Source organism: Streptomyces sp. NPDC030798, assembly GCF_055572275.1.
On sequence record NZ_JBVIDR010000007.1, the window covers coordinates 376,195 to 395,542 of the forward strand.

Below are 19,348 nucleotides of genomic sequence, written 5' to 3' on the forward strand. Positions count from 1 at the left end.
GCTGTCTCACGGGTTGTTCGCTCCCGTCTCGGGGCGCCGCCTGACGGTCAGGCGCGGGGGCAGGTCGGTCAGATCGGCGCCGCGCGGGACGCCCAGCCGTTCCAGGACCGCGGTCCCGGCCACGGCGACGGTCAGGTTCAGCAGCAGGGCCACGAGCCCGGCGTAGACCTCCAGCCCTCCGCCGCCGAGCGGCACGATCGAGGAGAAGCCCTCGCGCACCACCAGGTAGGTGCCGGTCACCATGCCCACGCCCCACCCCGCGACCAGCGCCCGGGGATGCAGCCGGCCGGTGAACAGCCCCACGGCCACCGCCGGGAAGATCTGCAGGATCCACACCCCGCCGAGCAGCTGGAGGTTGATCGCGTCCTGGTCGCGCAGCCCGAAGACGAACGCCACCGCGCCGACCTTCGCGGTCAGCGACACCACCTTGGCGATGCGCACCTGCCGCTTGGGCGTGGCCGTCGGATGGACGTACTCGACGTAGACGTTGCGGACGAAGCCGGTGGCCGCGGCGATCGACATCACCGCGGCCGGGACCAGCGCCCCGACGGTGATCGCGCCGAACACCAGTCCGGCCAGTGGGGCCGGCATCAGCCGGTCCACCAGCATCGGTACGGCGGCCTCGGCGCCGCCCTTCGGCGCTCGCACCCCGGCCGACAGGGCCGCGATGCCGAGGAAGCCGAACAGCGCCAGCAGCCCGGTCCAGGCGGGCAGCGCCACCGTGGTCCTGCGCAGGGTGCGCGGGCCGTCGGCGGCGAAGCCGGCGGTCAGCACGTGCGGGTACATCAGCAGGGCCAGCGCGGAGCCCAGCGCGAGGGTGGCGTAGGCGGGCTGCTGCTGCGGGGCCAGCACCAGCGCGGGGGCGCCGAGCCGCCGCGCGGCCCCGTCGAACACCGGGCCCGGCCCGCCGAGCCGTTCGAGGACCAGCCAGGTCACGGCGGTGAGCGAGACGAAGACCGCGACCGCCTTGAGCGCGGAGATCACCGCGGGGGCGCGCAGCCCGTGCCGGTACGTCGCCACCGCGAGCCCGGCGAACAGCGCCACCATGACCAGGTCCCCGGTCGCCCCCCGCGGATACACGCCCCCGGCCGTCAGCACCGCCCGTATGCCGAGCAACTGCAGCGCCAGGTAGGGCATCGTCGCGAGGATCCCGGTCAGCGCGACCACCAGGGCGAGCGGCGGCGAACCGTACCGGCCGCGCACGAAGTCGGCCACGGTGATGTACCCGTGCCGCCGGGCCACCGTCCACAGGCGGCTGAGCAGGACGAACGCGAGGGGACAGACGATCACCGTGTACGGCACCGCGAAGAAGGCGGCGGCTCCGCTGCCGTACGCGAGTCCGGGTACGGCGCTGAAGGTGTAGGCGGTGAAGACCGTGCCGCCCAGCAGGAGCCAGGTCCACACCGGGCCGAGACTGCGGTCGGCCAGCGCCCACCCCTCCAGGGCGGGCAGCCGGTCGGTGGGGCGCAGACGGCGCGCGGTGACGGCGAGCAGCGACGCCCCGCCGATCACGGCGAGGAACGTCGCGGTCATGGCGCCATCAGCCATGGGTCACCGTCCTTGGTGTGCCTGTGCCTCACCCGTTGGTTGCGCGGACGGGCCATCGGGTTGACGGGAAACCGGCGGGAAATCTTCTCGGCATTCGCTGTCAACCGCCGGCCGCGGGTGGGCAACTCTTGCACAGACCGACAGAGAGCGGGAGAGGAGCGCAGGTCATGGCACGGACCGGTCGTCACCGGCTACGGCGCGTCGCGATCGCCGTACTGCTCCTCGCGCCCGCCGCCGGCCTGCTGTGGGTTCCCTGGTACGCCGGTGCCGGTCCGCGGCTGGCCGGGACGCCGTTCTTCTACTGGTACCAGCTCGCCTGGGTGCCGGGGTGCGGCCTCTGCCTGCTCGCCGCGTACGCGCTGACGGACCGACATCGCCGCTGAACCGCACGAACCACCCGGACCACTGACCCGCCCGAGCCGCTGAGCCGCCCAGCAGCTGAAGCCCTGACCGTTGAGCCGTTGAGCCGCTCGACCGCTCGACCGCTCGACCGCTCGACCGCTCGACCGCTGGACCCGCGATCCCGCTGATCCTCCGATCCGCCCGCCCCTGTTGCCGCACCGCTTCCGGTGAGGAGTCGCCATGCCCACTACAGCCCTGCCCGAAATCGAACCGTCGGCGCCCGAAAAGTCACGGATGACCGCCAGATCCGTCCTGCTCTGGACGACCGTCGCCCTGCTCGGCGCCGTCGCCTGGGGCGTCCTCGCGCTGGCCCGCGGGGAGCGGATCTCCGCCGTCTGGCTGGTGGTCGCCGCACTCGGCTCGTACGCCATCGCCTACCGCTTCTACTCCCGCTTCATCGCGCGCCGGGTCCTGCGCCCCGACGACCGCCGGGCCACCCCCGCCGAACGCCTGGAGGACGGCGTCGACTTCCACCCGACCGACCGCCGGGTGCTGCTCGGCCACCACTTCGCCGCCATCGCCGGCGCCGGCCCGCTGGTGGGTCCGGTCCTGGCGGCCCAGATGGGCTATCTGCCGGGCACGCTCTGGATCGTCGCCGGAGTGATCTTCGCCGGTGCCGTGCAGGACATGGTGGTGCTGTTCCTCTCCATGCGCCGGGACGGCAAGTCGCTCGGGCAGATGGCCCGGGACGAGATCGGCCGGGCGGGCGGCGCGGCGGCCCTCGTCGCCGTCTTCGCCATCATGATCATCCTGCTGGGCGTGCTGGCCCTGGTGGTCGTCAACGCGCTCGCCCACTCCCCGTGGGGGACCTTCTCCGTGGCGATGACCATTCCGATCGCCCTGTTCATGGGCTTCTGGCTGCACCGCATCCGCCCCGGCCGGGTCGTCGAGACCAGCCTCATCGGCGTCGTCCTGCTGCTCATGGCGATCATCGGCGGCAGCTGGGTGCAGAACTCGTCCCTGGCGTCCTTCTTCACGCTCAGCCCGACGACCCTGGTCTTCTGCCTCGTCGGCTACGGCTTCGTCGCCTCCGTGCTGCCGGTGTGGATGCTGCTCGCCCCGCGCGACTACCTCTCCACCTTCATGAAGATCGGCACGATCACGCTGCTCGCCGTCGGCGTGGTGGCCGCCGCCCCGGTCCTGCGCGCCGACGCGGTCAGCGACTTCGCCTCCTCCGGGGCCGGGCCCGTCTTCGCCGGGTCGCTCTTCCCGTTCCTCTTCATCACCATCGCCTGCGGCGCGCTCTCCGGCTTCCACGCGCTGGTCTCCTCCGGTACGACACCGAAGCTGATCGAGAAGGAGTCCCAGGTCCGGATGATCGGCTACGGCGCCATGCTGATGGAGTCGTTCGTGGCGATCATGGCGCTGATCGCGGCGGCGACCCTGGAGCCGGGCCTGTACTACGCCATGAACGCCCCCGCCGGCCTGCTCGGCACGACGGCCGAGTCCGCCTCCCACGCGGTGGCCGGCCTCGGCTTCACCATCAGCCCCGACCAGCTCACCCACGCGGCCCGGGCCGTGGAGGAGCAGACGCTGATCGCCCGCTCCGGCGGAGCGCCCACGCTGGCGGTCGGCATGTCGGAGATCTTCTCCGGGGTCTTCGGCGGCACCGCGATGAAGGCCTTCTGGTACCACTTCGCCATCATGTTCGAGGCGTTGTTCATCCTGACCACCGTCGACGCCGGCACCCGGGTCGGGCGGTTCATGCTCCAGGACATGCTCGGCAATGTGTGGAAGCCCGTCGGCCGGGTCAACTGGAAGCCCGGCATCTGGCTGTGCAGCGGACTGGTCGTGGCCGCCTGGGGCTACTTCCTCTACACCGGCGCCACCGACCCACTCGGCGGGATCAACCAGCTCTTCCCGCTCTTCGGCATCGCCAACCAGCTGCTCGCCGCGATCGCCCTCGCGGTGTGCACGACGGTCCTCGTCAAGTCCGGCCGGCTGCGCTGGGCGTGGGTCACGGCGGTTCCGCTGGGCTGGGTCACGGCGATCACCTTCACGGCCGGCTGGCAGAAGGTCTTCTCCGGCGACCCGAAGATCGGCTTCTTCGCGCAGCGCGCCAAGTACGCCGACGGCATCACCGCCGGCCAGGTCCTGCCGCCCGCGCAGGACGCCGGCGACATGCACACGGTGGTCACCAACTCCACCGTGGACGGCGTGCTGATCGCGCTCTTCCTGCTCCTGGTCGCGATCGTGATCGTCAACGCCGCGGTCGTGTGCGTCCGCGCGATCCGCGCGCCGGGGACGCTGCCGACCAGCGAGGCGCCGTACGTCGAGTCCCGCATCGACGTGGCCGCCGAGGCTTCCGAGGCCCTGGCCGGGGTCCGCTCGTGAACGCCCGCCGGTGGGCGCGGGCGGTGCGCTGGTACCTGCGGGAGCTGACCGGCGAGGCGGAGTACGACCGGTACTGCGAGCGCCACCGCCGCCACCACCCCCTCGCCCCGCTCCCCACCCGCCGCGAGTACCAGGTCCTGCGCTCCCTCCACCGCGAGCACCACCCCCAGGGCCGCTGCTGCTGACCGGGCCGGCCGAAGCGGGTGCGCCACCCGGCGCACCCGCTTGCGGCGCGTTGCCCGGTCGGTGCCCTGAGCGGGCGCCCCCGCCGGCGCGCTGTTTCGGCGGCATCCTCGCCCGTGGCCCGCTCACGATGCGTCGCCTCGCGCGGCGCCTCCCGCCTTCGCCCTCGTCCGCGCCCACCGGCCCGCCGAGGCCGCGCCCGTCTTCCGCCGCATCGGCCGCTGCATGACCCCGCACCCCTGGGAGCTGCTGCCCGACCCGGAACGCACCTTCCGGTACTGGCGCGACCGCCTCGGCGGATGACGCTCACACCGCGGCCGGTTCCGTCTCCTCCGGCTCCTTCTCGGCCGCCGCCTCCTCGCGGTCGCGGATCTCGCGCCGGACCAGGAACCACCAGCCGACCGGGACGCCCGCGGCGAACAGCCACCACTGGATCATGTACGCGTAGTTCAGCGGGGCGTTCTCGCTGCCGGGGTCGGAGATCTGCTCCGGGGAGCCGCCCTTGGGCGCGGGCGCCGTCTGCTGGATGTACCCGCCGAGCACCTCGGCGCCGAGCCGCCGGGCCTCCTCCGCGCTGTTGATCAGCATGATCTGCCGGTCGGGGAGATCCTTGAGGTTCTTGATGCCGCTCGCCGCGGTGGTCTCGTCGACCATCAGCCGTCCGCTGATGGTGGTCCGGCCGGCCGGCGGTGCGGGAATCTTCGGGAACGCGGTCTGCGCACCGTCGGCCGGGATCCAGCCCCGGTTGACCAGCAGCACCTTGCCGTCGGTCAGGACGAACGGGGTGAGGACGTGGAAGCCGACCTCGCCGTCGGAGTTGGTCCGGCGCCGCACCACCTCTTCCCGGGCGGTGTCGAAGGTGCCGGTGGCGGTGACCGTGCGGTACTTGTCGTGGCGCGTCACGGCGTGCCCGGGGGAGGTGAGCCGCTCCACGGGAACCGGCTTGGCGCGCAGGGCGGCGGCGACCAGGTTGTTCCGGGCCGTGCGCTCCTCGTACCGGTGCTGTTGCCAGAAGCCGAGCCTTATCATCGTCGGGATCAGCGCGATCGCGACGAGGGTGAGGATCACCCACTGGCGGGACAGCAGGAAGCGGTAGCGGTGCACCCCACGACGGTACCTCCGCGCCGCGGGGTGCATTCAGGCGGGTACCGGGTCACACCCGGTCGACGATGCCCACCGCTCCTTCGGCGCGGGCGCAGTGCGCGCCGCAGTAGAACTTGCCGTCGGCCTCCACGCCCTGCCCGATGATCTGCACCCTGCAGTGCTCGCAGATCGGGGCCATGCGGTGGATCGCGCAGGAGAAGCAGTCGAAGACGTGGACCGCTCCCTGCGCGTGCACCTCGAAGGTCATTCCGTAGTCATTGCCGCACACTTCGCATTTCGCCATGCGCCACAGGGTGAGCCGTCGCCCGGGTCCGGGCGAGCGGACGCCGGGCGAGTCGTGGACCAATCACCCGGTCGTACGATCATTCGTCCGCGGGCTCGACATCCCTCAGCAGCTGCCCGAACGCGGCCTCGTCGACGATCGGCGTGCCGAACTGCCGGGCCTTGACCACCTTGCTCGTGCCCGAGTCCGGGTCGTTGGTGACCAGCAGGCTGGTCAGCCGGGAGATGCTGCTCGCCACATGCAGCCCGGCCTCGGTCGCCCGGTCCTCCAGCAGCTCCCGCTCGGTGGAGGTGTCACCGGAGAACGCCACCCGCATGCCCTGTTTGAGCGGTTTGTCGTCCTGGTACCGTCCCGGGTTGGGATACGGGCACGCGGGTCTTTTGCGGGAGGGTCGCCAACCACCGGCGCGATAGCTGCCGTAACCGCCCGAGGACTGCCGGGGCACGGGCCGGTCCGACCACTCCGTCAGCGGCCGGCACTCCAGCAGCGGCAGCCGTACCCCGCCCGCCGCCGCGGCCCGCAGGCTCGGCCGGAACACCTCGGCGAGCACCCGCGCGTCGTCCAGCGCGTGATGCGCCCGCTGCTGGACGACCCCGAAGTGCGCCGCCAGCGACTCCAGCTTGAAGTTGGGCAGCGGCAGCCCCAGCTCCTTGGACAGTGCGATCGTGCACAGCCGCTGCCGCACCGGGGCCTCGCGCCGGGCGCGCGCGTACTCGCGGGCGATCATCTGCCAGTCGAACACCGCGTTGTGCGCCACCAGCACCCGGCCGTCGAGCCGGGCCGCGAACTCCTCCGCGACGTCCCCGAAGAGCGGCGCCCCTTCGAGTACCTCGCTCGTCAGACCGTGTATCCACACCGGTCCCGGATCGCGCTCCGGGTTGACCAGCGTGTACCAGTGGTCCTCGACCTCGCCGCGCTCGTCCAGCCGGTACACGGCGGCGGAGATGATCCGGTCGTCCCGGGCCAGGCCGGTGGTCTCCACGTCAACGACCGCGTATCCCTTCGGATACGCGGTCGGCCACTGCGTGGGGGAGGACACTGCGGTCGCACGGTCTTCGAGCATGGTCACTGAGGATACGGGCCACGACTGACACCGCTGTCCCGGAGGTGCCGACCGCGGCTCGCGGGCCCGTCCTCCCGCTCGAAGCCCGCACGCGCGTGCCCGTGGGCGTTCTTCAACGCCCCCGTGGCCATCTCCACTTGGCCCTTCACCTCCGGACGTCGGCCTGCAACACGTGTGTCTCCGAGACCTGTTCACCCGCCCGGGTTCCGGCCACCTCGGCCCCGGACGCCGGTCAGTCTCCGGACGGCGCCAGCAACCCCTGGACCAGGGCCCGTACCGACGTGAGGAACAGTCGCTCGGTGTCCACGGGGCGGGCCAGGGCACGGGCCAGGGCCGGGTCGTCGCCGCCGGTCTCGGCGCGCCACAGCTCCTCCTCGCCGGGGTGCTGCGCAGGGGCGCGCTCCCGGTTGCGCTCGACCAGCACATGGCCGACGACCTGGAACTGCACGGCCCGCACGAAGCCGGCGGCCCGGGCGCCGCGCAGTCCCGCCGCGTGCGCCTCGCGCACCAGGGCCTGCTGGGCGGGCAGGAACATCCGGTCGGTCAGTCCGCGCTCGTGCACCAGGGCGACCAGGTGCGGGTGGTCGCGCAGCTGCCGGCGCAGGGCACGCGCCACCGAGACGACCCGCTGCTCGGGCGTGCGCCCCGACGGGCGGATCTCGCCGAGGCCGGCCACCGTGCGCTCCACCAGGGCGTCCAGCAGCGCCTCCCGGCCGCCCACGTGCCAGTAGATCGAGGTGACGGCGGTGCCCAGCTCGGCGGCCAGCCCCCGCATGGTCAGCGCGTCCGGGCCGTGCCGGCGCACCAGTGCGGCGGCGGCCCGCAGCACCTGCTCCCGGCTGAGCGCCCCTCTCGGCATCCTGCCCCCCGTCCCGCAATCCCGTCGCCGCGCGTATTTACCCCGCCCGCCGTCTGCTGTAACAGTGTTACAGGTGACGGTCCGTCAGAAGAAGGGCGGTACGGCGTATGGCACGCGTACGGTACGGCGCACGGACCGAGCGGGAGATCGCCGGCACGCGCACCGCGAGCGCACGGCTCCCCGCCGTCTGGTCCACGGGGGTGGTGGCCCTCTGGGAGACTGACCCGGACGCGGTCGCGGCGGTGCTGCCGCCGCCCCTGAAACCCGCGGGCCGCCCGCTGGTCCGCGTGACCATCAGCACGGTCGACCTGGCCGGACAGCGGCTCGGCGCCGGCTCGTTCGCGGTCGCCGCCGCCCATGGCACGGTCGACGGCTGGTACCCGCTGGTGATGCCGATGACCCACGAGCGCGCCCTCACCGGCGGCCGGGAGGTCTTCGGGGAGCCCAAGAAACTCGGCGAGGTCACCGTGGAGCGCGACGGCACCGCCGTCCGGGCCTCGCTGGCCCGGCACGGCATCGCCTTCGTCGAGATCCACGCCGCGGTCGACGGCCCCCTGCCGCTGCCGGAACCGGCCCGCAGGACGGACTTCTACTTCAAGTTCCTGCCCGCCGTGGACGGTTCCGGCTTCGACGGCGACCCCTTGCTGGTGCACTGCGTGCGGCACGAGACGATGCGCAGCCTGGAACGGCTCACCGGCGACGTCGTCCTGCGCGAGTCCCCGTACGACCCCGTCGCCGACCTGCCGATGCTGCGCCTGCTCGGCCTCACCCTCGGCGAGAAGACCAGCGACCAGAGCGGCCGAGTCGTCGAACGGGTCGACGCCCACGCCCTGCTGCCCTACGTCCACCAGCGCTACGACGACCCGCTCCAGGTCCTCGACGCACCCCCGCAAGGAGGCCGCTGATGGACCTGCGCCCCGGACAGGTCGCCGTCGTCACCGGAGCGGCGAGCGGCATCGGGCTCGGCATGGCGCGGCGGTTCGCCGCCGAGGGCCTGACCGTCGTCCTCGCCGACGTCGAGGAGGCCGCGCTGGACAAGGCCGTCGCGGACCTGCGCGCCGAGGGCGCCGACGCGCATGCGCGGGTGGTCGACGTCGGCGAGCGGGCACAGGTCCTCGACCTCGCCGCGTCGGTCTATGCCGCCCACGGCGCCGTCCACGTCCTGTGCAACAACGCGGGCGTCGGCTCGGGCGCCGAGGGACGCATGTGGGAGCACGAGCCGAACGACTGGCAGTGGGCCTTCGCCGTCAACGTCTGGGGCGTCTTCCACGGCATCCAGGCGTTCCTGCCCCGGATGATCGACTCCGGTCAACCCGGTCATGTCGTCAACACGTCCTCCGGCGACGGCGGCATCGCGCCCCTGCCGACCGCCTCCGTGTACGCGGTCACCAAGGCGGCCGTCGTCACCATGACCGAGTCCCTCTACGCCCACTTGAGGGCCGAGCACGCGCGCGTGGGCGCCTCCGTGCTCTTCCCCGGACCGCACATGCTGCGCACCGGCCTGTGGGAGTCCCATCGCAACCGGCCCGTCCGCTACGCCAAGCAGCGCCCCCGCAGAACGCCGTACCGCAGCCTCGACCAGTGGGAGACGGCGATGCGCGCCGCCGGCCGCGAGGTCCGCTTCACCCCGGTCGAGGAGGTGGCCGGCCTCGTCGTGGCCGGCATCCGCGCCGACCGCTTCTGGCTGCTGCCCGAGAGCGAGCACAGCGACGCCCAGATCCGCGCGCGGGCCCGCTCGATGCTGGACCGGACGAACCCGTCCTACCTCGAAAGCTTCATTCTCGACTGACCCGGAGGCTGTCATGGCCGGCCAGGACCCGTACCTGATCATCTCCTCCGACTGCCACGCCGGACTGCCCACCGAGCAGTACCGGCCCTATCTGGAGTCCCGCTTCCACCGGGACTTCGACGAGTTCCTCGCGGGCCGCGACCGGAGCCGGGAGGAGATGACCCGGCTCGGCATCCGCAACGAGGCGTTCGCCGAGCGGTGGTTCCACGACAACGAGGAGGGCCTGCGCGGCGGCTGGGACCCGGCCCGGCGGCTGAAGGAACTGGACGGGGACGGCGTGGCCGCCGAGGTCGTCTTCCCGGACGCCGACGCCGTGGACAGCCGCACCGCAGCGCCCTTCGGCGTAGGCCTCGGCCTGTCCGGCGACCACGACCCGGACCTCGGCATGGCGGGCGCCCGCGCGCACAACCGCTGGCTCGCCGACTTCGTCTCCGAGCACCCCGAACGGCACTGCGGGGTGGCGCTGCTGCCCGTCACCGCCCCCGTCGACCAGGTCGTCGCCGAGATCCGCCGGGCTCGGGAGTCCGGTCTCGGCGCCCTGATGATCCCCGCGATGTGGGGGAACAACGAGCCCTACCACGACCGGCGTTACGACCCCGTGTGGGCGGCCGCCGCCGAGTGCGGGATGCCGGTGCTCACCCACTCCGGCGCGGCCCCGCGCGAGGAGTACGGCGACCACCTCGGCATCTACGTGAGCGAGGTGACCTGGTGGCCGGCCCGGCCGCTGTGGTTCCTGCTCTGGTCCGGCGTTCTCGAACGCCACCCGGGACTCCGGTTCGGGGTCGCGGAGTCGGGCTGCTGGTGGCTGCCGAATCTGCTGTGGTTCATGGACCGCCTCTATCTCGGCGCCCACGGCGGCAAGAAGCTCTCCCCGTTCCAGGAGCTGACCCGCCCGCCGCACGAGTACCTCGACCGGCAGGTGTTCGTCTGCGCCACCAACACCAAGCGTCGCGAACTGGCCCAGCGCTACGAGATCGGCGTCGACAACCTCCTGTGGGGCAGCGACTTCCCGCACCCCGAGGGCACCTGGCCCGACACGCGCGCGTGGCTGCGCCGCACCTTCCACGACATCCCGGTGGCCGAGACCCGCCGGATGCTGGGCCTGTCCGCGGCGGAGGTCTTCGGCTTCGACGTGGCCCGCCTGGCGCCCCTGGCCGAGCGGATCGGCCCCACCCCCGCCGACCTCGGCCAGCCGGCCGACCAGGCGGCCGTGGAGGCGGCCTGGGCGCCGTCCCGCGCGGCCGGCCGGCACTGGCTGACCGGCCACGACTTCCCGGTTCTGGGGGTGACCCGGTGAACGACCGCTACACGGTCATCTCGGCCGACTGCCACGCGGGAGCCGACCTCCTGGACTACAAGCCGTACCTGGAGCGGCGCCACCACGACGACTTCGACCTCTGGGCGGCCACCTACGTCAACCCGCACGAGGACCTGCTCGCCGACTCCGCCGACCGGAACTGGAACTCCGAGCGGCGCCTCGCGGAGCTGGAGGCGGACGGGATCGTCGCCGAGGTGATCTTCCCGAACACCATCCCGCCCTTCTTCCCGTCCAGCTCCCTCATGGCCCCGCCGGCGAGCACCGAGGAGTTCGAGCGGCGCTGGGCGGGGCTGCGCGCCCACAACCGCTGGCTGGCGGACTTCTGCGCCGCCGCCCCGGGCCGCCGGGCCGGCGTCTTCCAGATCCTCCTCGGGGACGTCGACAAGGCCGTCCAGGAGATCCGGCGGGCCACCGCCTCGGGCCTCGGGGGCGGCCTGATGCTGCCCGGCACCCCGCCGGGCTCCGGTCTGCCCGAGCTGTACGCGCGCGTGTACGACCCGATCTGGGCCGTCTGCGCCGAGCTCGGCGTCCCCGTCAACCACCACGCGGGCTCCGCCTCCCCGCCCCTCGGCGACGAACCGGCCGCCCGCGCGGTCTTCATGGTCGAGACGACCTGGTTCTCCCACCGCGCCCTGTGGCACCTGGTCTTCGGCGGCGCCTTCCGCCGTCACCCGGACCTCAGACTCGTGCTCACCGAGCAGGGCTCGGGCTGGATCCCCGGGGTGCTCGACATGCTGGACTACTACCACGGCCGCCTGGTCGGAGCGGCCACGAAGGCGGACACGGCCGAGGCCCGGTTCGGCGCCGGCCTCGCCGACGGCATGGGGGAGGCCCCCTCCCGGGTCTGGCGCGAGAACTGCTACGTCGGCGCCAGCTTCATGCGCCCGCACGAGGTGCCGCTGCGCGACCGCATCGGCGTCGACAAGATCATGTGGGGCAGCGACTACCCGCACGACGAGGGCACCTTCCCGTACACCCGGGAGGCCCTGCGCTTCGCCTGCGCCGGCGTCCCGCGCGCGGAGCTCGCGGCCATGCTCGGCGGCAACGCGGCCCGCGTCTACGGCTTCGACCTCGACCTCCTGGACCCCATCGCGGCGAAGGTCGGCCCCACCGTGACGGAACTCGCCGAACCCCTGCGGGAGCCACCGCAGAACGCGACCAGCCCGGTGTTCGCGAGGGGGGCGTCGGTACGGGTGTGGTGAGCCGCGGGGTGGAATCCTCCCTCTGTGACGGAACCCACCCACGACGAGACCCACGGGGGCGCGCTGGGCTCCCGGCTGAACTGGCTGCGTGCGGCCGTGCTGGGCGCCAACGACGGCATCGTCTCCACCGCGGGACTCGTCGTCGGCGTGGCCGGCGCGACCGAGGACCGGGCCGCCCTGCTCACCGCGGGCCTCGCCGGGCTGCTGGCCGGATCGATGTCCATGGCGGCGGGCGAGTACGTCTCCGTCTCCACCCAGCGCGACTCCGAGATGGCCGCGCTGGCCGTGGAGACGCGCGAGCTGAGGGAGCAGCCGGAGGCCGAACTGGAGGAGCTGACCGAGCTGCTGCAGGAACGCGGCCTGTCCCGGGAGGTGGCGCGGGAGGCCGCCGAGCAGCTCACCGAGCGGGACGCGCTGCGGGCCCATGCACGCGTGGAGCTCGGCATCGACCCCGACGAGCTGACCAACCCCTGGCACGCGGCCTGGGCGAGCTTCCTGGCGTTCACGGTGGGCGCGCTGCTGCCGCTGCTCGCCATCGTGCTGCCCCCGGCCGCCTGGCGGCTCCCGGTGACCGTGGCGTCCGTGCTGGCCGCGTTGGTCCTCACCGGCTTCAGCAGCGCCCGCCTCGGCGCGGCCGGCCCCCGGCGCGCCGTGCTGCGCAACGTGGCGGGCGGGGCCCTGGCCATGGCGGTCACCTACGCGGCGGGCAGCCTGCTGGGAGCGGCCGGGGTGTGACACGCGTTCCCGCAGGCCCGGGGCACCCTCGGCGCGAGGCCGGAAGCGGCGGCGTACCGTGAGGGGGCGCCCGACCACCCCTGGGCGCACCGCACGACACCCCGCACGAGAAGGACCCTCGCCATGCGCGCCACCACCATCCACGCCCCGTACGACCTGCGCGTGGAGGACGTCCCCGAGCCGGTGGTGCAGCTGCCCACCGACGCCGTCGTACGCGTGCTGCGCGCCTGCGTCTGCGGCAGCGACCTGTGGGCCTACCGCGGCGAGGCCGCCCGGCAGCCGGGGCAGCGCATCGGGCACGAGTTCCTCGGGGTCGTCGAGGACACCGGCTCCGAGGTGGGCACGGTGCGGCGCGGTGACCTGGTGGTGGCGCCCTTCATGTGGTCCGACGGCGTCTGCGACTACTGCCGCGAAGGGCTGACGACCTCGTGCGAGCACGGCGGCTTCTGGGGCTCCGTCGGCTACGACGGCGGCCAGGGCGAGGCCGTGCGCGTGCCGTTCGCCGACGGCACCCTCGTGCGGCTGCCCAAGGACGCGGCCGGCGACGACCGACTGCTGTCGGCCCTGCTGACCCTCTCCGACGTCCTCGGCACCGGGCACCACGCCGCCCTCGGCGCGGGCGTCCGCCCCGGCGCCACGGTCGCCGTCGTCGGGGACGGCGCGGTCGGCCTGTGCGCCGTCCTGGCCGCCAGGCGGCTCGGCGCCGAGCGGATCATCGCGCTGGGCCGCCACGAGGCCCGTACGGCCCTCGCCCGCCGCTTCGGCGCCACCGACGTCGTCGCCGAGCGCGGGGAGGCGGCCGTCGAGGCCGTCCGCGCGCTCACCCGGGGCCAGGGCGCCCACGCCGTCGTGGAGGCGGTCGGCACCGAGCAGTCCATGCGGACGGCCGTCGGCATCACCCGCGACGGCGGCGCGATCGGCTTCGTCGGCGTGCCCCACGGCAGCGGCACCGGCCTGGACCTCGGGGTCATGTTCGACCGGAACATCGCCCTGCGCGGCGGAGTCGCGCCGGTCCGCGCCTACATTCCGGACCTGCTGCCCGACGTCCTCGACGGCACCATCGACCCCTCGCCGGTGTTCGACCTGACCGTCGGCATCGAGGGCGTACCGGACGGCTACAAGGCGATGGACGAGCGCACCGCCCTGAAGGTCCTCGTCACCAACGACTAGTCCTTCCCGGTGCCGAGGGACGGCCCGCGTCCCTGTGCACGATTCCGGCCGCCCGCCCTCAGCTCCAGCGGGCGCCTCCGGTGCCCCACGGCACCGGAGGCCGGGCCCAGTCGGCGGGGCCGCCCGCGAAGGACACCGGGGGCAGAGCGTGCCGCAGCCGCCCGAGCGGGCTGTCCGTCTCGGCGAGCCAGGCCTCCGGGCCCGGATACGGGACCCCTGGCGTGTCCCGGTCGCGGAGGACGCCGTCCGTCAGCCAGTGCGCGGTCCGGGCGAGCGCCAGCCGCACCGACCGGCCGTGCCCGTCGTACGACTGCTCGGTCACCGCCCGCAGGACGGCCGCCGCCAGCAGATACCCCGTGCCGTGGTCCAGGGCCTGCGCGGGCAGCGCGCCGGGCTGCTGCGCCGAGCCCTCGGTCACCGCGATGCCGGTCGCGACCTGCACCAGGCTGTCGAAGCCGCGCCGCCCGCCCCAGGGCCCGTACGCGCCCCACGCCGACACCTGCGCCACGACGAGCCCCGGGTGCCGCTCGGCCAGCGCTTCGGGGGAGAGCCCGAACCGGTCGAGGGCGCCCGGCCGGTAGCCGGTGACCACCACGTCGGCCGAGGCCAGCAGCTCCTCGAACCGCTCCCGGCCGGTGCCGAGATCGAGCGTCGCCGACCGTTTGCCGAAGCCCGTGTCGGCGTGCTGGTCGGGCAGTTCCGGCAGGTGCGGGGCGTCCACGCGCAGGACGTCCGCGCCGAGCAGGGCGAGGGTGCGGGTGGCGACCGGTCCGGCCAGGACCCGGGTCAGGTCCAGGACGCGCAGTCCGGCGGCCGGCAGCAGGGGAGCGGTGGCCGGATCCAGCGCGGGGAGCACGCGCGCGGGCGCCGTGTCCAGCCGCTCCCGCTCGACCAGCGGACGGGCGGCCACCTCGGTGGCCTGCTCGTGCTCCGCCCACTCCCGGGGGGTGCGCAGGGCCACGGCGAGGCCGCCGGCGCCGTGGACGGCCTCCTCCGCCTCCAGGGCGGTGCGTCCGGCGAACCGTGCGGCCACGTCGTCGACCGCGGCGTCCTCGGGCAGGCCCAGCGCGCCGAGCAACCGGGCCCGGTGGTGCGGGTAGTTGGCGTGGGTGCGCACCCAGCCGTCGGCCGTCCGCCAGAACCGCGACAGCGGCGCGAAGAGGACCGGGCTCCGCCCGTCGATCCGCAGCAGCCGCTCGCTGTGGAAGGCGGCGGCGACCGCACCGTCGTCCACCCGGACCTCCGGCACCGCGGCGAGCCCGGCCCGGCGCGCCCCGAGTTCGGCGGCGGCCAGCGCGCAGGCGCCGACGCAGGCGCGCGCCAACGGCCGGACGGGCAGCGCCGCGTCGAGCGCTCCCGGGCGGACGACGGCCGACACATGCGAGACCAGGGCGGGATCGCCGCCCACGGCGCTCCAGGCGTACTTGATTCCAGTCATGACTGCACTATGCAGTATTGATTCAATCAATATATGAGCCGGGGCTGCCGGCTGCAGCCGCCCGCACGGAGCCGGCAGCCCCCAGGGGCGCCCCGCTACTCGACCGCCCGCAACGCGTTGACGATGCCGAAGCCGTAGAAGCCGTTGACCCGCTTGCCGCCGACGCAGGTCGCGTCCACGACCCCGTCGCCGTCACCGTCGTACGGCTCGCTCGGGCAGCCCGGGTTGTCCGCCTGGGCCTTCAGCAGCGCCCGCAGCTGCGCGGGCGTGGCGCGCGGGTGCTCCGACTTCAGCAGCGCCGCCACGGCGGCCACGTGCGGCGACGCCATCGAGGTGCCCTGCAGGAACCCGTACTGGCCGTTCGGCAGCGTCGACAGGATGCGGCCGTTCTTCGACGGCGTGTCCGGGATCTGGAACTTGTCACCGCCCGGCCCCGCCACGTCGACGACACCCTGCCCGTAGCTCGAGTAGTACGCCTTGGCCCCCTTGACGCCCACCGCGCTCACGGTGACCACGCCGGGCAGCTGGGTCGGCACGTCGAAGCACTTGTGCGGGTCGATCGTGCGGGTCGTGGCCGTGGAGTCGTCCGGGCTGGAGTCGTCCACGATCGCCTGGGAGTCCAGGTCGTCGTTGGAATTGCCGGCGGAGGCCACATTGAGCGTGCCCTTGCGCTGCGCGTACAGCTGAGCCCTGTTGACCGCGTCGACGATGGCACGTTGATCGGGGTCGTCCATGCAGTTGTACAGCCATGGATCAACGTAGTAGCTGTTGTTGGTGACCTCGATGCCGTGGTCGGCGGCGAACACGAAGGCGCAGACCACGCTCTCCGGGTAGAACAGCTGCGTCGAGTCCGGCTGCGCCACGGTGATGCTCGCGACCTTGACCCCCGGTGCCACACCGGCAACGCCGATGCCGTTGCGGGCCGCGGCTATCTCGCCCGCCACATGGGTGCCGTGGTAGTGGTCGGCGTCGGCCGGCCGCCAGGCGCCGTAGGTCGTGTCCGCCTTGCCGCTCACGCAGTTCGCCGACTGGGACGCGGAGAAGTTCGGGGCGATGTCCGGGTGGGTGTCGTCCACGCCCGTGTCGATGACCCCGACGGTCACGCTCCGGCTGCCCGGGTCGATCGTCGCGGCCTTGTCGGCGCCGATCGACCGCAGGTCCCACTGGTCCGCCTCGAGGGGTTCCTCGCCCGCCGTCGCCCGCCGGGTGATCTTCGCGGCCTCCGCCTTCGACAGGACCTGCACCGCACCCTCGTCCGTCGTCCCCGCCGCGCTCAGCGGGGCGGTGCGCGTGGCACCCGCCGACTGCACGCCCCGCACGGCACGCATCTGCGGGCCGAAGTCCGGGTTCGCGGAATGGACGACGATCACGCCGATCCGGTCGTAACTCGCCACGATGCTGCCGCCGTTGCGGGCGATCGCCTGCTGCACCGACCTGATCGTGCGATGGTCCGTCCGGGTGTTCACCACATACGCGAGGCTCGGGCCGTCCGCCGCCCGCGCCGTCGTGGCCGCCGGAGCCGCCGCCGAGGCCGTCTGCGGCAGGACGCCGAGCGAGGCGGTCAGCGCCAGTACGGCCGGCACGGCGAGCGCGAGCCGCCGTCTGGAGCGCGAATGAACCATGGGATCTCCACATCATCCGGATACGGAACCGCCCGAGACACGGATGGTGCTCGGGCAGGTGCATGACGAGTGGTGCAGGCCGAAGCTATCTCGCCGTCCTGATCTCCGAAAGAGGCCGACGGACTTGAACCGCTTCGCGCGTGGCGCCGTGACCGTGGACGAAGGGCCCAGCAGGATCGTGCCCCCGCGGGAATCGCGCAGCGCTTCCATGATGTCACCGAGTGTGACGTGATCCCCGCCCCAGTGAGGTCAGCCGGCGCATGTCTGAAGCGAGGAGACTCCGTGGCCACCGAGACACCGCCCCCCGCCAAGCCCCAAGCCCCCCTACCCTCCACCGAGGAGTTCACCGAGGTGCAGCGCAGCGCGGAGTTCGGTGAGCTGCGCCGCGCCCACCGCTCCTTCGCCTTCCCCCTGACCATCGCCTTCATCGCCTGGTACCTGCTCTACGTCCTGCTCTCGAACTACGCGGGCGGATTCATGGGCACCAAGGTGGCGGGCAACGTCAACGTGGCCCTGGTCCTCGGCCTCGCCCAGTTCCTGACCACGTTCCTGATCGCCTGGTGGTACGCGCGGCACGCCGCGGCCAAGCTCGACCCCAAGGCGGAGGCCATCAAGTCCCGGATGGAGGGCGGCGCATGAGCCCGGACATCACCTTCGCCGCGGGCGAGGCGAGCCAGCACCGGCCGCTGATCATCACCCTGTTCGCGGTCTTCGTCGCCGCGACCCTCGTCATCACCGTCTGGGCCGGCCGCCAGACCAAGGACGCCGCCGACTTCTACGCCGGCGGACGGCAGTTCACCGGCTTCCAGAACGGCCTCGCCGTCTCCGGCGACTACATGTCCGCCGCGTCCTTCCTCGGCATCGCCGGCGCCATCGCCCTCTTCGGCTACGACGGCTTCCTGTACTCCATCGGCTTCCTGGTCGCCTGGCTGGTCGCCCTGCTGCTGGTCGCCGAGCCGCTGCGCAACTCCGGCCGCTACACCATGGGCGACGTGCTGGCCTACCGCATGCGCCAGCGCCCGGTCCGCACCGCCGCCGGCACCTCCACGATCGTCGTGTCGATCTTCTACCTGCTCGCCCAGATGGCCGGCGCCGGCGTCCTGGTCTCCCTGCTGCTGGGCATCACCAGCGACGGCGGCAAGATCGGCATCGTCGCCCTGGTCGGCGTCCTGATGATCGTGTACGTCACCATCGGCGGCATGAAGGGCACCACCTGGGTCCAGATGGTCAAGGCCGTGCTGCTCATCGCCGGCGCCGTGCTGCTGACGTTCCTGGTCCTGCTGAAGTTCCACTTCAACGTCTCCGACCTGCTCGGCAAGGCCGCCGACAACAGCGCCAAGGGCTCGGCGTTCCTGGAGCCCGGCCTGAAGTACGGCGCCACCGGCACCACCAAGCTGGACTTCATCTCGCTCGGCATCGCCCTGGTCCTCGGCACCGCGGGCCTGCCGCACATCCTGATCCGCTTCTACACCGTGCCGACCGCCAAGGCCGCCCGGAAGTCGGTCATCTGGGCGATCGGCCTGATCGGCGCCTTCTACCTGATGACCCTCGCCCTCGGCTTCGGCGCGGCCGCGCTGATCAAACCGGAGGAGATCATCGCCTCCAACAAGGCCGGCAACACCGCGGCCCCGCTGCTGGCCCTGCACCTCGGCGGCGTCGACTCCGACTGGGGCGCCGTGCTGCTCGCGACCATCTCGGCGGTCGCCTTCGCCACCATCCTGGCGGTGGTCGCGGGCCTCACCCTGGCCTCGTCGTCCTCCTTCGCCCACGACATCTACGCCAATGTCATCAAGAAGGGGCAGGCCACCGAGAAGCAGGAGGTGCGCTCGGCCCGCTGGGCGACCGTCGGCATCGGCGCGGTCTCCATCGTCCTCGGGGCCCTCGCCCGCGATCTGAACGTGGCGGGCCTGGTCGCCCTCGCCTTCGCCGTCGCCGCCTCCGCCAACCTGCCGACGATCCTCTACAGCCTGTTCTGGAAGCGCTTCACCACCACCGGCGCCCTGTGGTCGATCTACGGCGGCCTGGTCACCGCGGTCGTCCTGGTGCTGTTCAGCCCGGTGGTCTCCGGCAAGCCGGCCTCCATGTTCCCCGACGTGGACTTCCACTGGTTCCCGCTGGAGAACCCCGGCATCATCTCGATCCCGGTCGGCTTCCTCCTGGGCGCCGTGGGCACCCTGCTGTCCAAGGAGGTCCCGGACACCGGGAAGTACGCGGAGCTGGAGGTGCGGTCCCTGACCGGGACGGGAGCGCACTGAGGTTCCTACCGGCGGCCGCGTCGTCCAGGACTGTACGGTCCTA

Annotated in this window: 18 protein-coding genes; 11 read left to right on the forward strand and 7 right to left on the reverse strand. The window is 72.9% G+C overall.

The features are described 5' to 3' along the window. Positions 1–6: 6 nt before the first annotated feature. Positions 7–1,548, reverse strand: coding sequence for a sodium:solute symporter family protein (locus ACZ404_RS19030; RefSeq protein ID WP_468441269.1), 1,542 nt, complete (start codon positions 1,546–1,548; stop codon positions 7–9). Positions 1,549–1,715: 167 nt separating this feature from the next. On the opposite strand from ACZ404_RS19030, the gene ACZ404_RS19035 reads away from it, so the two are divergent. The 3 genes from ACZ404_RS19035 to ACZ404_RS19045 all read left to right on the forward strand — a co-directional run bounded on the left by ACZ404_RS19035 (position 1,716) and on the right by ACZ404_RS19045 (position 4,469). Next, positions 1,716–1,931 carry a DUF3311 domain-containing protein gene (locus ACZ404_RS19035; RefSeq protein ID WP_468441271.1) on the forward strand — a complete coding sequence of 72 codons (216 nt, stop codon included), beginning with the start codon at positions 1,716–1,718 and terminating at the stop codon, positions 1,929–1,931. 199 nt (positions 1,932–2,130) lie between these two features. Then, a complete protein-coding gene (locus tag ACZ404_RS19040; RefSeq protein ID WP_468441273.1) occupies positions 2,131–4,284 on the forward strand; it encodes a carbon starvation CstA family protein in 2,154 nt (717 codons plus the stop codon). After that, positions 4,281–4,469, forward strand: coding sequence for a YbdD/YjiX family protein (locus tag ACZ404_RS19045; protein ID WP_468441275.1), 189 nt, complete (start codon positions 4,281–4,283; stop codon positions 4,467–4,469). Before ACZ404_RS19040 ends, ACZ404_RS19045 begins: the two co-directional genes overlap by 4 nt. A gap of 304 nt (positions 4,470–4,773) precedes the next feature. On the opposite strand, the gene ACZ404_RS19050 is transcribed toward ACZ404_RS19045, so the two are convergent. The 4 genes from ACZ404_RS19050 to ACZ404_RS19065 all read right to left on the reverse strand — a co-directional run bounded on the left by ACZ404_RS19050 (position 4,774) and on the right by ACZ404_RS19065 (position 7,776). Then, the gene (locus tag ACZ404_RS19050) at positions 4,774–5,571 is read right to left on the reverse strand and encodes an SURF1 family cytochrome oxidase biogenesis protein (protein WP_468441277.1); all 798 of its coding nucleotides are present in this window, start codon (positions 5,569–5,571) and stop codon (positions 4,774–4,776) included. Positions 5,572–5,620: 49 nt separating this feature from the next. Then, positions 5,621–5,854, reverse strand: a complete 234-nt coding sequence (locus tag ACZ404_RS19055) for a hypothetical protein (protein ID WP_468441279.1) — start codon at positions 5,852–5,854, stop codon at positions 5,621–5,623. 79 nt (positions 5,855–5,933) lie between these two features. Continuing rightward, positions 5,934–6,917 (reverse strand): DEDDh family exonuclease, encoded by a 984-nt coding sequence (locus ACZ404_RS19060; RefSeq protein WP_468441281.1) that lies wholly within the window; start codon positions 6,915–6,917, stop codon positions 5,934–5,936. A gap of 232 nt (positions 6,918–7,149) precedes the next feature. Continuing rightward, a complete protein-coding gene (locus tag ACZ404_RS19065) occupies positions 7,150–7,776 on the reverse strand; it encodes a TetR/AcrR family transcriptional regulator (protein WP_468441283.1) in 627 nt (208 codons plus the stop codon). Between the two features lie 107 nt (positions 7,777–7,883). Between ACZ404_RS19065 and ACZ404_RS19070 the strand changes: the two genes are divergently transcribed. The 6 genes from ACZ404_RS19070 to ACZ404_RS19095 all read left to right on the forward strand — a co-directional run bounded on the left by ACZ404_RS19070 (position 7,884) and on the right by ACZ404_RS19095 (position 13,990). Then, positions 7,884–8,681 (forward strand): acetoacetate decarboxylase family protein, encoded by a 798-nt coding sequence (locus ACZ404_RS19070; protein WP_468441285.1) that lies wholly within the window; start codon positions 7,884–7,886, stop codon positions 8,679–8,681. After that, positions 8,681–9,565: an SDR family NAD(P)-dependent oxidoreductase gene (locus tag ACZ404_RS19075; RefSeq protein ID WP_468441287.1), complete on the forward strand. Its 885-nt coding sequence runs from the start codon at positions 8,681–8,683 to the stop codon at positions 9,563–9,565. Before ACZ404_RS19070 ends, ACZ404_RS19075 begins: the two co-directional genes overlap by 1 nt. A gap of 13 nt (positions 9,566–9,578) precedes the next feature. Next, complete coding sequence (locus ACZ404_RS19080) at positions 9,579–10,862, forward strand: amidohydrolase family protein (RefSeq protein ID WP_468441289.1); 1,284 nt, start codon at positions 9,579–9,581, stop codon at positions 10,860–10,862. Further along, the gene (locus tag ACZ404_RS19085; RefSeq protein WP_468441291.1) at positions 10,859–12,085 is read left to right on the forward strand and encodes an amidohydrolase family protein; all 1,227 of its coding nucleotides are present in this window, start codon (positions 10,859–10,861) and stop codon (positions 12,083–12,085) included. Before ACZ404_RS19080 ends, ACZ404_RS19085 begins: the two co-directional genes overlap by 4 nt. A gap of 24 nt (positions 12,086–12,109) precedes the next feature. Continuing rightward, positions 12,110–12,820, forward strand: coding sequence for a VIT1/CCC1 transporter family protein (locus tag ACZ404_RS19090; RefSeq protein ID WP_468441293.1), 711 nt, complete (start codon positions 12,110–12,112; stop codon positions 12,818–12,820). A 123-nt stretch (positions 12,821–12,943) separates the two neighbouring features. After that, positions 12,944–13,990 (forward strand): zinc-dependent alcohol dehydrogenase family protein, encoded by a 1,047-nt coding sequence (locus tag ACZ404_RS19095; RefSeq protein WP_468441295.1) that lies wholly within the window; start codon positions 12,944–12,946, stop codon positions 13,988–13,990. A gap of 58 nt (positions 13,991–14,048) precedes the next feature. Here ACZ404_RS19095 and ACZ404_RS19100 read toward each other — a convergent pair whose 3' ends face one another. Beyond that, positions 14,049–15,428, reverse strand: a complete 1,380-nt coding sequence (locus tag ACZ404_RS19100) for a CoA transferase (RefSeq protein WP_468441297.1) — start codon at positions 15,426–15,428, stop codon at positions 14,049–14,051. 95 nt (positions 15,429–15,523) lie between these two features. After that, positions 15,524–17,050 (reverse strand): S8 family peptidase, encoded by a 1,527-nt coding sequence (locus tag ACZ404_RS19105; protein ID WP_468441299.1) that lies wholly within the window; start codon positions 17,048–17,050, stop codon positions 15,524–15,526. A gap of 282 nt (positions 17,051–17,332) precedes the next feature. On the opposite strand from ACZ404_RS19105, the gene ACZ404_RS19110 reads away from it, so the two are divergent. After that, a complete protein-coding gene (locus tag ACZ404_RS19110) occupies positions 17,333–17,689 on the forward strand; it encodes a DUF485 domain-containing protein (RefSeq protein WP_468441301.1) in 357 nt (118 codons plus the stop codon). Beyond that, a complete protein-coding gene (locus ACZ404_RS19115; protein ID WP_468441303.1) occupies positions 17,686–19,305 on the forward strand; it encodes a solute symporter family protein in 1,620 nt (539 codons plus the stop codon). The genes ACZ404_RS19110 and ACZ404_RS19115 overlap by 4 nt, the downstream gene beginning before the upstream one ends. Positions 19,306–19,348: the final 43 nt, after the last annotated feature.

What these genes read in the sequence shown, in the direction of transcription:
- ACZ404_RS19030 (WP_468441269.1), bottom strand. Translation starts at nt 1,548, where the DNA reads ATGGCTGATGGCGCCATGACCGCGACGTTCCTCGCCGTGATCGGCGGG.
- ACZ404_RS19035 (WP_468441271.1), top strand. Translation starts at nt 1,716, where the DNA reads ATGGCACGGACCGGTCGTCACCGGCTACGGCGCGTCGCGATCGCCGTA.
- ACZ404_RS19040 (WP_468441273.1), top strand. Translation starts at nt 2,131, where the DNA reads ATGCCCACTACAGCCCTGCCCGAAATCGAACCGTCGGCGCCCGAAAAG.
- ACZ404_RS19055 (WP_468441279.1), bottom strand. Translation starts at nt 5,854, where the DNA reads ATGGCGAAATGCGAAGTGTGCGGCAATGACTACGGAATGACCTTCGAG.
- ACZ404_RS19060 (WP_468441281.1), bottom strand. Translation starts at nt 6,917, where the DNA reads ATGCTCGAAGACCGTGCGACCGCAGTGTCCTCCCCCACGCAGTGGCCG.
- ACZ404_RS19065 (WP_468441283.1), bottom strand. Translation starts at nt 7,776, where the DNA reads ATGCCGAGAGGGGCGCTCAGCCGGGAGCAGGTGCTGCGGGCCGCCGCC.
- ACZ404_RS19070 (WP_468441285.1), top strand. Translation starts at nt 7,884, where the DNA reads ATGGCACGCGTACGGTACGGCGCACGGACCGAGCGGGAGATCGCCGGC.
- ACZ404_RS19075 (WP_468441287.1), top strand. Translation starts at nt 8,681, where the DNA reads ATGGACCTGCGCCCCGGACAGGTCGCCGTCGTCACCGGAGCGGCGAGC.
- ACZ404_RS19080 (WP_468441289.1), top strand. Translation starts at nt 9,579, where the DNA reads ATGGCCGGCCAGGACCCGTACCTGATCATCTCCTCCGACTGCCACGCC.
- ACZ404_RS19095 (WP_468441295.1), top strand. Translation starts at nt 12,944, where the DNA reads ATGCGCGCCACCACCATCCACGCCCCGTACGACCTGCGCGTGGAGGAC.
- ACZ404_RS19100 (WP_468441297.1), bottom strand. Translation starts at nt 15,428, where the DNA reads ATGACTGGAATCAAGTACGCCTGGAGCGCCGTGGGCGGCGATCCCGCC.
- ACZ404_RS19105 (WP_468441299.1), bottom strand. Translation starts at nt 17,050, where the DNA reads ATGGTTCATTCGCGCTCCAGACGGCGGCTCGCGCTCGCCGTGCCGGCC.
- ACZ404_RS19115 (WP_468441303.1), top strand. Translation starts at nt 17,686, where the DNA reads ATGAGCCCGGACATCACCTTCGCCGCGGGCGAGGCGAGCCAGCACCGG.